This window comes from Streptococcus suis (genome assembly GCF_024509555.1).
Taxonomy (GTDB): domain Bacteria; phylum Bacillota; class Bacilli; order Lactobacillales; family Streptococcaceae; genus Streptococcus; species Streptococcus suis_AD.
The window spans coordinates 18638-31593 of the sequence record NZ_JAMWEL010000008.1; the positions used below are offsets into that span (position 1 = coordinate 18638).

The 12956-nt window shown below is 42.2% G+C and carries 13 protein-coding genes; 12 read left to right on the forward strand and 1 reads right to left on the reverse strand.

Going from position 1 to position 12956, the window contains the following annotated elements:
- The first annotated feature begins 152 nt into the window (after nucleotides 1-152).
- The 7 genes from NF418_RS04890 to gloA2 all read left to right on the forward strand — a co-directional run bounded on the left by NF418_RS04890 (nucleotide 153) and on the right by gloA2 (nucleotide 9183).
- The gene (locus NF418_RS04890; protein WP_256778664.1) at nucleotides 153-1154 is read left to right on the forward strand and encodes a LacI family DNA-binding transcriptional regulator; all 1002 of its coding nucleotides are present in this window, start codon (nucleotides 153-155) and stop codon (nucleotides 1152-1154) included.
- A 142-nt stretch (nucleotides 1155-1296) separates the two neighbouring features.
- Complete coding sequence (locus NF418_RS04895) at nucleotides 1297-2217, forward strand: ABC transporter permease (RefSeq protein ID WP_105144481.1); 921 nt, start codon at nucleotides 1297-1299, stop codon at nucleotides 2215-2217.
- A 9-nt stretch (nucleotides 2218-2226) separates the two neighbouring features.
- Nucleotides 2227-3114 (forward strand): carbohydrate ABC transporter permease, encoded by an 888-nt coding sequence (locus tag NF418_RS04900; protein WP_029179549.1) that lies wholly within the window; start codon nucleotides 2227-2229, stop codon nucleotides 3112-3114.
- A gap of 254 nt (nucleotides 3115-3368) precedes the next feature.
- Nucleotides 3369-4979: an ABC transporter substrate-binding protein gene (locus tag NF418_RS04905; RefSeq protein WP_256778665.1), complete on the forward strand. Its 1611-nt coding sequence runs from the start codon at nucleotides 3369-3371 to the stop codon at nucleotides 4977-4979.
- 17 nt (nucleotides 4980-4996) lie between these two features.
- A complete protein-coding gene (locus tag NF418_RS04910; RefSeq protein WP_256778666.1) occupies nucleotides 4997-6349 on the forward strand; it encodes a glycoside hydrolase family 32 protein in 1353 nt (450 codons plus the stop codon).
- Between the two features lie 123 nt (nucleotides 6350-6472).
- Entirely contained in the window at nucleotides 6473-8797 is a 2325-nt protein-coding gene (locus NF418_RS04915) for a DNA translocase FtsK (protein ID WP_256778667.1), read from the forward strand.
- Nucleotides 8797-9183: an SMU1112c/YaeR family gloxylase I-like metalloprotein gene (gene gloA2 / locus NF418_RS04920; protein WP_256778668.1), complete on the forward strand. Its 387-nt coding sequence runs from the start codon at nucleotides 8797-8799 to the stop codon at nucleotides 9181-9183. Before NF418_RS04915 ends, gloA2 begins: the two co-directional genes overlap by 1 nt.
- 40 nt (nucleotides 9184-9223) lie before the next feature.
- On the opposite strand, the gene NF418_RS04925 is transcribed toward gloA2, so the two are convergent.
- Nucleotides 9224-9592, reverse strand: a complete 369-nt coding sequence (locus tag NF418_RS04925; protein ID WP_256778669.1) for a DUF3397 domain-containing protein — start codon at nucleotides 9590-9592, stop codon at nucleotides 9224-9226.
- A gap of 154 nt (nucleotides 9593-9746) precedes the next feature.
- Between NF418_RS04925 and rplK the strand changes: the two genes are divergently transcribed.
- From rplK to pyrH, 5 genes are all read left to right on the forward strand, one after another.
- Nucleotides 9747-10172: a 50S ribosomal protein L11 gene (rplK, locus tag NF418_RS04930; protein WP_105109941.1), complete on the forward strand. Its 426-nt coding sequence runs from the start codon at nucleotides 9747-9749 to the stop codon at nucleotides 10170-10172.
- A gap of 43 nt (nucleotides 10173-10215) precedes the next feature.
- Nucleotides 10216-10905: a 50S ribosomal protein L1 gene (rplA, locus tag NF418_RS04935; RefSeq protein ID WP_024379858.1), complete on the forward strand. Its 690-nt coding sequence runs from the start codon at nucleotides 10216-10218 to the stop codon at nucleotides 10903-10905.
- Nucleotides 10906-10999: 94 nt separating this feature from the next.
- The gene (locus tag NF418_RS04940) at nucleotides 11000-11287 is read left to right on the forward strand and encodes a hypothetical protein (RefSeq protein WP_256778670.1); all 288 of its coding nucleotides are present in this window, start codon (nucleotides 11000-11002) and stop codon (nucleotides 11285-11287) included.
- 6 nt (nucleotides 11288-11293) lie between these two features.
- Complete coding sequence (gene yghU / locus NF418_RS04945; protein ID WP_256778671.1) at nucleotides 11294-12079, forward strand: glutathione-dependent disulfide-bond oxidoreductase; 786 nt, start codon at nucleotides 11294-11296, stop codon at nucleotides 12077-12079.
- Nucleotides 12080-12202: 123 nt separating this feature from the next.
- On the forward strand, nucleotides 12203-12937 hold the full coding sequence (gene pyrH, locus NF418_RS04950; RefSeq protein WP_171999346.1) for a UMP kinase: 735 nt from the start codon (nucleotides 12203-12205) through the stop codon (nucleotides 12935-12937).
- Nucleotides 12938-12956 lie beyond the last annotated feature (19 nt).

The following is a 12956-nucleotide window of genomic DNA, read 5'->3' on the forward strand; positions in this document are numbered from 1 at the left end:
AGATTTTCGAACAGCACCCAAAAGTTGGAATCATTCAAGCTTTTTGGGTGTTTTTATTTGCGAACAAGTCAATTTTTCTTGACAGAAAACGCTATCAATGATATTCTAGTATAAATTATTGAAACGTTTCAAAAAATAGAAAGGAGCAAACGATGGCAGAGCAAAAATCAATTACCATGAAAGATGTAGCGCGGGTTGCTGGTGTAAGCGTTGGGACTGTATCAAGAGTTATCAACAATGAGCCAGGTATTAAGGAAAGTACGCTTGAAAAAGTCAATGCTGCTATTAAGGAATTGAATTACATTCCAGATGTTTATGCTCGTGGCATGAAGAAGAACAAAACCGAAACCATCGCCTTGATTATTCCGACAGTTTGGCATCCTTTTTTTGGAGAATTTGCTTATCATGTTGAAGTGGAACTGAGTAAGAAAAATTACAAGTTGCTCCTTTGCAATATTTCTGGTCCAAAAAGGGAACTGGATTATCTGACTATGCTACAACAAAATAAGGTGGACGGAATTATTGCTATCACATATAGCCCGATTGACGATTACCTATCGTCCAATATCCCCTTTGTCAGTATCGATCGCACCTATGAAAACAAGGCTATTCCCTGTGTCAGCTCGGACAACCAAGCTGGTGCGGAGCTGGCAGCGGATACCTTGATAGCAAAAGGAGGTCGTCATTTTGCCTTTATCGGTGGGCACAATAAAACAATCAATGAAACCAAGAAGCGCAGAATCTATTTTGAAAAGCGGATTTTAGAGGCAGGTTTTCCTTGTCATGTTTTGGACTTGGAAGAGCCATATGATGACTTTGTTGGTCAAGTCGAAGAGTTTCTGATTAACAATCCACAGGTTGACGCTATTTTCACCATCAATGATTTCGTAGCTTTAGACACCCTTTCTATTTTGGAAAAACTGGGACGACGGGTTCCAGAAGATGTGCAGGTAATCGGCTATGACGGTATTCAGTTAGCAAGTGAACGCTCTCTAGAACTTTCCACCATTCGTCAGCCATTGGAGGCTATGGCCCAAGAAGCAGTTGCCTGTTTAGTCGACATTATTGAGAAAAGGGAGCGCCCCCTACAAGTCACTCTACCGATTTCCTATCTTGAAGGAAAAACGACAAAAAATTTTAAAAAAAGCAGTTGACAGAAAGCGGTTACAATGATAAAATAAAATCATCAATAAACAGTTGGTTTTATTTTTACAAGAAAAATGAAACGTTTCAAAAAGAGGTTCGCATCCTCTTTCTAAAATCAATAAATTTGAAACGTTTCAAAAAGGAGTTCTTATGAAAACATCAAAACTGCAACAAGCTAGTCTATTCGATAGAATCAAGCAACAAAAACTTTTATTGTTGATGTTGTTGCCAGGTTTGGCCCTGACCTTCATCTTCCGTTACATTCCTATGTACGGGGTGCTGATTGCCTTCAAAGACTACAACCCTTTAAAAGGTGTACTAGGAAGTGAGTGGATTGGATTTTCAGAATTTACCAAGTTTCTCTCATCTCCAAACTTTGGTAATTTGCTTGCCAACACTTTGAAATTGAGTGTCTACGGCCTGCTACTAGGATTTCTTCCTCCGATAATTTTAGCCATCATGCTCAATCAACTATTGAGCGATAAGGCTAAGAAGCGGATTCAGTTGGTGCTCTACGCTCCAAACTTTATCTCAGTCGTGGTCATCGTTGGTATGATTTTCCTCTTCTTCTCAGTAGGAGGACCGGTCAACTCATTCCTCGGTCTATTTGGTATTGAAGCCAACTTCCTGACAGACCCAGACTTCTTCAGACCGCTCTATATTCTCAGTGGTATCTGGCAGGGAATGGGCTGGGCATCAACGCTTTACACAGCGACCTTGGTCAATGTCGATCCTGCACTTATTGAAGCAGCGAAATTGGACGGTGCCAATATCTTCCAACGTATCTGGCATATTGACTTACCAGCACTAAAGCCAGTTATGGTCATTCAGTTTATCTTAGCAGCTGGGGGCATCATGAACGTTGGTTACGAAAAAGCCTTTCTGATGCAGACTTCCCTCAACCTAACCAGTTCTGAAATTATCTCAACCTATGTCTATAAAATCGGTTTGGTGTCAGGGGACTACTCTTACTCAACAGCGGTTGGTTTGTTCAATGCCTTTATCAATATTATCCTGCTGATTGCAGTTAATAAGATTGTTCAACGCATCAACGACGGACAAGGCTTATAGGAGGTTCATATGAATACACAAATGTACACAAAATTTGACAAGCGAATGCTGGTTGTCAATAAAATCTTGCTGGCATTTCTTGTTCTCATAACAGTTGTGCCTATGGTATATATCCTAGTCGCTTCCTTCATGGATCCGCAGGCTTTGGTCAGCAAGGGCATTAGCTTTGATCCAAAGGACTGGACAGTGGAAGGCTACCAACGGGTATTTTCAGACAAGTCTATCCTACGCGGATTTTTCAACTCCCTCTTTTATTCCTTCTCCTTTGCCTTCGTGACCGTGGCTATCTCAGTCATGACTGCCTACCCGCTCTCTAAAAAAGATTTGGTTGGGAAAAAATGGATTAATGCCTTCTTAGTATTCACCATGTTCTTCGGTGGCGGACTTGTTCCAACCTACCTCTTGGTCAAAGATTTGGGAATGCTGAACACTGTCTGGGCCATTATTATTCCTGGTGCAGTCAATGTTTGGAATATCATCTTGGCAAGGACCTATTTCCAAGGCTTACCAGATGAGTTGGTAGAAGCGGCCGTAATGGACGGTGCCAATGAATTTCAGATTTTCTGGAAGATCATGATTCCGCTGGCAAAACCGATTATGTTTGTACTTTTCCTCTATGCCTTTGTCGGTCAATGGAATTCTTACTTTGATGCCATGATTTACATCAAGGATCCAGACTTGGAGCCGCTCCAACTAGTACTACGTAAAATCCTCATTCAAAGCGAGCCTGCTAAGGACATGATTGGTGCCCAGGCTGCCATGAATGAAATGAAACGCATCGCAGAAATGATTAAGTATGCGACCATTGTCATCTCTAGCTTGCCACTCATTGTCATGTATCCATTCTTCCAGAAATATTTTGATAAGGGTATTATGGCTGGTTCATTAAAAGGTTAATAAATATCTTTCATTTTCTCTTTTCTTACGTCGACGAAAGAGGAAACTTCGTTTCCTTATCTCCAGCTTCAAATAATCATGTATTATTTGAACTCGCTATGCCGTACTTCAGTACAGAATTCAGCTTTTTGATAGGAACGTAGTTCCCTCTATTCCCCACCTCTAAAGGTTCACAAAACCTTCAGAGCTAGTAATAAAAGGAAACTGAAAGATATTCTAAAAAATCAATTTACAAATATAGGAGGTTGTTTCTGATGAAACACACATTTGGAAAAACAGTTGTTACACTTCTTGCAAGTACCGTCTTGTTGGCTGCTTGTGGCTCAAAAAATACTGCATCAAGCCCTGACTATGAATTGAAAGATGTTCAATTCCCGCTTGAAAAATCCGTTACGCTTAAGTTTATGACAGCTAGCTCCCCCCTAGCTCCAGCTGATCCAAATGACAAGTTGATTTTCCAACGTTTAGAGGAAGAAACTGGCGTTCATATCGAATGGACCAACTACCAGTCTGACTTTGGTGAAAAGCGGAACTTGGACATTGCTTCAGGTGATTTGCCAGACGCTATCCATAATGACGGGGCTTCTGATGTGGAATTGATGAACTGGGCAAAACAAGGGGTTATCGTACCAGTTGAAGACTTGATTGATGAGCATATGCCAAATCTCAAGAAAATTTTGGATGAAAATCCAGAGTACCGTTCCATGATTACAGCACCAGACGGTCATATCTACTCATTCCCATGGATTGAAGAGCTAGGTGAAGGCAAGGAGTCTATCCATACTGTCAGCGATATTGCTTGGATTAACAAGGAATGGTTGGACAAACTTGGTCTTGAAATGCCACAGACAACTGATGAATTGATCAAGGTTCTTGAAGCCTTTAAGACACAGGATCCAAACGGCAACGGCAAGGCGGATGAAATTCCAATGTCCTTTGTCAACGGTAACGGCGGCGAAGACTTCAAGATTCTCTTTGGTGCCTTTGGCGTCGGAGATAACGATGACCATATCGTCGTAAATAATGACGGTACCGTTGACTTTACAGCGGACAACGAAGACTACAAAGAAGGTGTTGAGTTCATGCGCACCCTTCAAGAAAAAGGTCTCATTGACCCAGAAGCTTTTGAGCAAGACTGGAATACCTACTTGGCAAAAGGAAGTGAAAACCTCTATGGTGTGTACTTCACATGGGACAAGGCCAACATCACTGGTATGAATGAGACCTATGACATCTTGCCAGTCTTGGCAGGTCCTGACGGAACCAAGCACATCACTCGTACCAACGGTATGGGCTTCCAACGCGATCGCATGGTCATTACATCAGCCAATAAAAACTTGGAGTTGACAGCCAAGTGGATCGATGCCCAATATGCTCCGCTCCAATCTGTTCAAAACAACTGGGGTACATATGGCGATGAAACCCAACAAAATATTTTTGAATTTGACTCAGCAACCAATAGCCTTAAGCACCTACCATTGAACGGCACAGCTCCAGGTGAATTGCGTCAGAAGACAGAAGTTGGTGGACCGCTTGCTATTCTTGATGAATACTACGGAACTGTGACAACTATGCCAGACGATGCGAAATGGCGTTTGGACTTGATGCACGAAACCTATCTTGACTATGTGACCAATGATGATATCTACCCTCGTGTCTTCATGGAACAAGAAGATTTGGACAAGATTGCCCAAGTTGAAGCAGATATGAACGACTTCATCTACCGTAAACGTGCAGAATGGATTGTAAACGGTGGTATCGAAGAAGAGTGGGATAGCTACTTGAAAGAATTGGAAAGCTATGGTCTTTCTGACTGGTTAGCTATCAAGCAAAAATACTACGATCAGTATAAAGAAAATCAGTAATCAAAAGGAGGCTGCCTGTGAAAACAGTTGATAAAGCCAATCAATTTATTCAGACAGAAAAAGGAAAGGTCAATCCGCTTTTCAAACCGCAAGCCCATTTAATACCAGAAACAGGCTGGATAAACGACCCCAATGGATTTATCTACTTCCGTGGAGAGTACCATCTCTTCTACCAATTCAACCCTTACGAAAGTGTTTGGGGACCGATGCACTGGGGCCACGCAAAAAGTAAGGACTTGGTCAACTGGGAACAGCTTCCAGTTGCCCTAGCTCCTGATAAAGCTTACGATAAAGACGGCTGTTTTTCGGGCTCTGCCATTGTCAAAGATGATGTCCTCTGGCTCATGTACACAGGTCACATCGTCAATGAAGACGGGACGGTTAGTCAAGTTCAGAACATGGCTTTCTCGACTGACGGTATTCACTTTGAAAAAATCGAGCAGAATCCAGTCGCAACAGCAGAAGGACTGCCAGAAGAGGTGATTGCTAATGACTTCCGCGATCCGAAGATTTTTGAGAAAGATGGTCACTACTACTCTGTTGTCGCAACCAAGCACAAGGACAATGTCGGCTGTATCGTCTTACTCAGCTCTCCAAACCTGACGGATTGGAAATTTGAGTCCATCTTCTTGAAAGGTGAGGCCAACCAGGGCTTTGTCTGGGAATGTCCTGACTACTTTGAAGTGGACGGTCAAGAGTACCTGATTATCTCTCCCATGCGTTACCAAAAAGATGGGAATGACTTTATCAATATCAATTCCAACATCTTTGTGACAGGTCATGTGGACTGGGAGAAAAAGGTCTTTGTGGCAGATTCCTTTAAGGAAATTGACCACGGACATGACTTCTACGCAGCTCAGACTACCGAAGGTCCAGAAGGCGAACGTGTCATGGTAGCCTGGATGCACACCTGGGGTCGCAAGGTGGTGACCAATGACCTAGGTCATAAGTGGTACGGTCAGATGACCCTTCCATGCATTCTCAAGAAGACTGAAAACGGATTGCACCAAGTTCTGCCAACAAGTGTCTTGGAAGCCTTCAAGGATATTGAAATTGGACAAAGCATCCAAGGTCCAAGCAAGCTCTCTCTTAAACTGGAAGACAGTTTGGAGTTGAAACTTGGAACTGACCAAGATTACCTGCAATTTGGATACGATAAGGAAAGCCAAGAAGTCTATATTGACCGTAGCCACCTCAAGATTCAGCAAGCTGGTGAGGAGGAATGGCCAACGGTTCGCCGAGCAGTTACTGTGCAAGCGACAGACCTACTAGTCTTGGTTGACACCAACTGTGTGGAAATCCTTGTCAACGACGGTCAAGAAAGCTTGACATCAACCTTCTATGTAGAAGGTGAGCGAGCAATTAAATAACATTGTCCCCCCCTATAATATTCTTTCACTCCAAGAGAAGTCCTGTGAACGCAGGGCTTTTTCTGATATGAAAAATATTCTCAATTATGATAGAATAAAGAGATTGAGAAAGTTGAGGATGTTATGGCAAAAACAAGTAAAAAAGGAAAGGCGACCCGCAGGCCAACCAAGGCAGAACAAGCCCAGCAGGAAAAGGTAAAAAACATCACCCTAAGGGTGGCTGGTATACTTGTTGTCCTCTTTGCTGCTATTCGTTTGGGAGCGTTTGGGGTAACGAGCTATAATTTACTACGTTTGATGTTCGGTAGTGTCACCTACCTAGTTTTGGTGGGTGCGTTTATCCTCCTCTTTGCACCGACTCGGATTCGAAGCCGCAAGGGGACCATTTCGGGATTTTGTTTTCTTCTTATCGGTCTTCTAATCGAATTTCAGGCTTATTTGGATTTAGGTTATAAAGGAAGTGACTTATTCAACCAGACCTTCAAATTTATCTTGAGCGATTTATCAAAGTTTCAGGTGACCAACTTTGCTGGTGGTGGCTTGCTGGGCAGTATCTTTTATTGGCCGGTGTCCGTTCTCTTTGCCAATGCTGGTGCCTTCTTCATCGGATTCTTGATCCTGGCCTTTGGGATTTTTAAGTTAGGTCCATGGTCTGTCTATGATGTGGCGGATGGCTTGTCACTGGCTAAGGATAAGTTGGCTGAGGGGCAGGCAAAAAGGGCAGAGCTTCGTGAGATTAAGCGGGCTGAACGAGAAGAAAAACGTCAGCTAGAATTGGCTCGTCTTGAGGAAAAAAGAGAAAACCAGACGATTGAGATTGATGATCGGAGGATTGATCTTGAAACTGGGGAAATTCTAGAGGAAGAAGTTTCTCAAGTTCCAATTATTTCAGGCTATGATAGTCACGTGGAAGATGAATTCCCAGTTATGCTGGTGGAGGATGAGGAAGAAATTTCCACCCAGAGTCAGTCTATTGCTGAAGATGATGGCCAAGATTTTCAGATTGATTTCAAACCCAAGAAGAATTTGGTTTACAAACTACCGTCCATTGACCTCTTTGCACCGGTCAAATCAAAAGGACAAGGAAACGAGAAGAAAATAGTCCGACAAAATATCAAGGTTTTGGAAGATACCTTTGCCAGCTTTGGCATAAAAGTTGTGGTGGAACGAGCAGAAATCGGTCCATCCGTAACCCGTTATGAATTAAAGCCGGCTGTCGGTGTGCGGGTCAATCGGATTTCCAATCTGGCTGATGATTTGGCTTTGGCACTGGCTGCTAAGGATGTCCGGATTGAGGCACCGATTCCTGGTAAATCTTTGGTTGGTATCGAAGTGCCAAACTCAGAAGTGGCCATGGTTCCTTTCCGCGAACTTTGGGAACAATCCAAGACAGATGCTAGCAAGCTATTAGAAATTCCACTTGGTAAGGCAGTCAATGGTTCAGTTCGTTCCTTTGATTTGACTAAAATGCCCCATCTTTTGGTCGCTGGTTCAACTGGTTCAGGGAAATCCGTTGCAGTTAATGGTATTATCTCTTCTATTTTGATGAAGGCAGGACCTGACCAGGTCAAATTTATGATGATTGATCCTAAAATGGTTGAATTGTCCGTCTATAACGATATTCCCCATTTGCTTATTCCAGTAGTGACCAATCCGCGCAAGGCAGCTCGGGCCTTGCAAAAAGTCGTGGACGAAATGGAAAATCGCTATGAGCTCTTTAGTCATATCGGTGTGCGCAATTTGGAAGGCTACAATGCCAAGGTAGAAGAGTTTAACAGTCGTTCAGAAGAGAAACAAATTCCATTGCCTCTGATTGTCGTCATTGTCGATGAGTTGGCAGACCTCATGATGGTGGCCAGCAAGGAAGTGGAGGATGCCATTATTCGATTGGGACAAAAAGCTCGTGCAGCTGGGATTCACATGATTCTTGCGACCCAACGACCATCTGTAGATGTTATCTCTGGTCTAATAAAGGCCAATGTGCCATCTCGTGTTGCCTTTGCGGTCGCTTCTGGAACAGATTCGCGAACCATCTTGGGAGAAAATGGAGCGGAGAAACTCTTGGGTCGTGGAGATATGCTCTTCCATCCTATTGGAGAGTCTGCACCCGTTCGATTACAAGGTTCCTTTATTTCCGATGATGATGTTGAACGCATTGTCAACTTTGTCAAGGAACAAGCAGACGCTGATTATGATGAAACCTTCGACCCTGGAGAAGTTGCAGACGGTGACGGAGAATCTGGTTTTGGAGATGAGGGTGGAGATCCACTCTTCAATGAAGCGCGTGCTTTGGTAGTGGAAACTCAGAAAGCCAGTGCTTCTATGATCCAACGACGCTTGTCTGTCGGCTTTAACCGAGCAACCAGACTAATGGAAGAGTTGGAAGCAGCAGGGGTTATTGGTCCCGCAGAAGGCACCAAACCCAGAAAGGTATTGGAAACAAAGTAATGAAATTTGAAGCAGTCCACCATATTGCCATCATCGGCAGCAATTATGAACGAACACGAGAGTTCTATGTAGAAAAATTAGGCTTTGAGCAGTTAGATGAACATATCCGACCAGAAAAAAATGACATTCTCTTCAATGTCAAAAAAGGAAATATGGTCTTGGAAATTTTTATCAAGCCGGATGCGCCTCTTCGTCCAGCCATGCCCAATCCAGAACACACTGGGCTTCGCCATCTAGCATTTAAAGTGGCTGATGTGGAGGCTTGTTTGAAAGAATTTGACCGTTTAGCTATTCGACATGAATCTATTCGGACAGATGATTTTGACGGGAAGAAGATGGCCTTCTTCTTTGATCCAGATGGTTTGCCATTAGAAATTCATGAATAAAAAGAGCCCCTTGTAACAGTGAGTTACAGGGGGCTTTGTTCTAGGATTTGAGTGTCAATACAGCAATGACTAGAGCCAGATACATGAAAAATGTCAAAATGAAACCGGAACGCCAAAAAATTTTAAAAAATCTTTTGTATGAAAAACTTTTTCTGATGAGAAGGAAAAAAAGGCTGATAGAGAGGGCTAGGATTGATAGGGCTAAGATAAGGTAAGGAAGTAGGCTGTTGTAATACATTTTATCTGAAATGAGATAAAATTCAAAAGCAAACATGGGGAAAGCAATATCTGCGAAATTTCCACCACGTTTTTGCAAGCCAAATATTTTGACAAAGATAATTGAAATGGTCAATGTGAGAACTACAAATGACACCGCGGCAATTTTTAGAAATAGAATTGATTCAAACATACTCTAATTTTATAAAAAATGCTTGGAAAAGTAAACATAAAGCTTGCATTTCTTTAAAAATCGTGTATAATGAAAAGGTATGTGTATAACACATATTTGTGGGAGGTAAAAATCTGTAATTACCGCCAAAACCACAATAGGAGGATTTTATATCATGGCTAAAAAAGTCGAAAAACTCGTAAAACTTCAAATTCCTGCAGGTAAAGCTACTCCAGCTCCACCAGTCGGACCAGCACTTGGTCAAGCAGGTATCAACATCATGGGATTCACTAAAGAGTTTAACGCTCGTACAGCTGACCAAGCTGGTTTGATCATCCCAGTCGTTATCTCTGTGTATGAAGATAAATCATTCACTTTCGTGACTAAAACACCACCGGCTGCTGTTCTTTTGAAAAAAGCTGCAGGTGTTGAAAAAGGTTCAGGTACTCCAAACAAAACTAAAGTTGCAACAGTTACTCGTGCACAAGTACAAGAAATTGCTGAAACTAAAATGCCTGACTTGAACGCTGCATCTCTTGAAGCTGCGATTCGTATGATCGAAGGTACCGCTCGTTCTATGGGATTCACTGTTGCTGACTAATAAGTAGCACCCAAGATTATCTGATTACAAGGAGACATATAAAATGGCTAAAAAAAGCAAAAACTTGCGTGCTGCTCTTGAGAAAATCGACAGCACAAAATTGTACAGCGTAGAAGAAGCTGTTGCTCTTGCAAAAGAAACTAACTTCGCTAAATTTGACGCATCAGTTGAAGTTGCTTACAACTTGAATATCGACGTTCGTAAAGCAGACCAACAAATCCGTGGTGCAATGGTATTGCCAAACGGTACTGGTAAAACTGCTCGCGTTCTTGTTTTCGCACGCGGTGCTAAAGCAGAAGAAGCAAAAGCTGCTGGTGCAGACTTTGTTGGTGAAGATGACCTCGTTGCTAAAATCAACGGTGGTTGGTTGGACTTCGACGTTGTTATCGCAACTCCAGATATGATGGCTGTTGTTGGACGTCTTGGTCGCGTACTTGGTCCACGTAACTTGATGCCAAACCCTAAAACTGGTACAGTAACAATGGATGTTGCTAAAGCAGTTGAAGAGTCTAAAGGTGGTAAAATCACTTACCGTGCTGACAAAGCAGGTATCGTACAAGCTCTTATCGGTAAAGTATCATTTGACGCTGACAAACTCGTTGAAAACTTCAAAGCTTTCCACGATGTAATGGCTAAAGCTAAACCAGCTACAGCTAAAGGTACTTACATGACTTCAGTATCTATCACAACAACACAAGGTGTTGGTATCAAAGTTGATCCTAACTCACTTTAATCAATAGAAAGATTGTCTATGGGCAATCTTTTTTAGTTGACATTCAATAAAACAAACTCTATAATATATGTAAAAAGTGATTGAGGAGGCAACTATGAAGGTGACCCGTGAAGAATTTTATAGTCATCTTTCGGCGGTTTATCAGCTACCAGAGGATGCTATCACACCTGTTTTGCGTGAAAAGGTTTTTGAAACTGCAAAAGAGCTTGATCAAGTTGACAATCTCTACTTGCTTGCTGATCGATTGGGACGCTATGTTAATGCAGAGCTGACAGCCTTGACCTGTCATGCTCCTAAAGAATTGGTTCAACTCTCTCTTTACATTCAAAAACTTCAAAATCATTATCGAATGGCAAGTTTTATCCCAGGAAAGGTAGAATAATAACAGATGACAGAATACACAAAACCACTGGTTTGGAAGTGGGAAGATGAAAATGACAATCGTTCAGGCAATCGTCCAACAGCAGGTAGCCGTTTTGAGCAAGCTTTACCAAAAGGAGACAAGCCCTTACAAGTTTATTCTCTGGGAACGCCGAATGGTATTAAGGTTGCCATTATGTTGGAGGAGTTGAAAGAGTTAGGTATTTCAGAAGCTGATTATGACCTTTATCTCATCAATATCGGGCAGGGAGATCAGTTTGGATCAGATTTTGTAGACATCAATCCAAATTCAAAAATTCCAGCTCTTGTAGATTATTCTGAAGAAGAACCCGTTCGTGTCTTTGAATCAGCCAATATTCTCCTCTACTTGGCAGAAAAGTTTGACGCCTTCCTGCCAAAAGCTTGGGCGGAGCGGACAGAGGTTCTTAATTGGCTTTTCTGGCAAACTGGCGCCGCTCCATTTGTTGGTGGTGGGTTTGGACATTTTTTCCATTACGCTCCGACAGCACAGGAATATCCTATTAACCGATACGCTATGGAAACCAAGCGCCAATTAGATTTGTTGGATCAGTTGTTGGCGACTAGAGAATACATTGCTGGAAATAACTATACCATCGCAGATATTGCAATTTGGTCTTGGTATGGCCGTTTGATGCAAGGAGAATTATATCCAGGTTCAGCAGAATTTTTAGATGTTGAATCCTATAGTAATTTAAAATCATGGGTTGATAAAATAGCGATTAGACCTGCGGTTGTAAGAGGGCTAGCAGCTAAGTACAAAGCTATTTTATGATGGTGGAATAAGTTGTTTTGAAATGAAAGGAAATTTAGTAGAAATTTCCTTTTTTCTTGGAGATTTTTCTATAAAAAATTGTGATTTTATGGTAGAATAGTAGGGATAAAATAGAGGAGAATGATGATGAAACCTAAATACGAACGTATTCTAATCAAACTATCTGGAGAGGCTTTGGCTGGCGAACGTGGTGTCGGAATTGACCTAAAAACAGTTCAAGAAATGGCGAAAGAAATTCAGGAAGTAGCAGAATCAGGTATTCAAATTGCTCTTGTTATTGGTGGTGGTAACCTTTGGCGTGGAGAACCTGCTGCTGAAGCGGGTATGGATCGTGTGCAGGCAGATTATACGGGTATGCTTGGTACGGTGATGAATGCTCTTGTAATGGCTGATTCCCTTAAACAACTTGGTGTGGATACCCGTGTGCAGACAGCGATTGCCATGCAGTCTGTGGCTGAGCCTTACATCCGTGGGCGTGCCCTACGTCACCTTGAAAAAGGTCGGATTGTCATCTTCGGTGCTGGAATTGGTTCACCATACTTCTCAACAGATACAACAGCGGCTCTTCGTGCTGCAGAAATTGAAGCAGATGCAATCTTGATGGCTAAAAACGGAGTGGATGGTGTCTATAATGCCGATCCGAAAAAAGACGCCAATGCGGTTAAATTTAATGAATTAACCCACCGTGAAGTTATCAGTCGTGGCTTGAAAATCATGGATGCAACAGCTTCAACACTTTCAATGGACAACGATATTGACTTGGTAGTCTTTAACATGAACGAGCCAGGCAATATTAAGCGTGTTGTATTTGGTGAACAAATCGGTACTACGGTTTCTAACTCTACAGAAGAAAAATAAAAGATAAAAAATAAAGAAG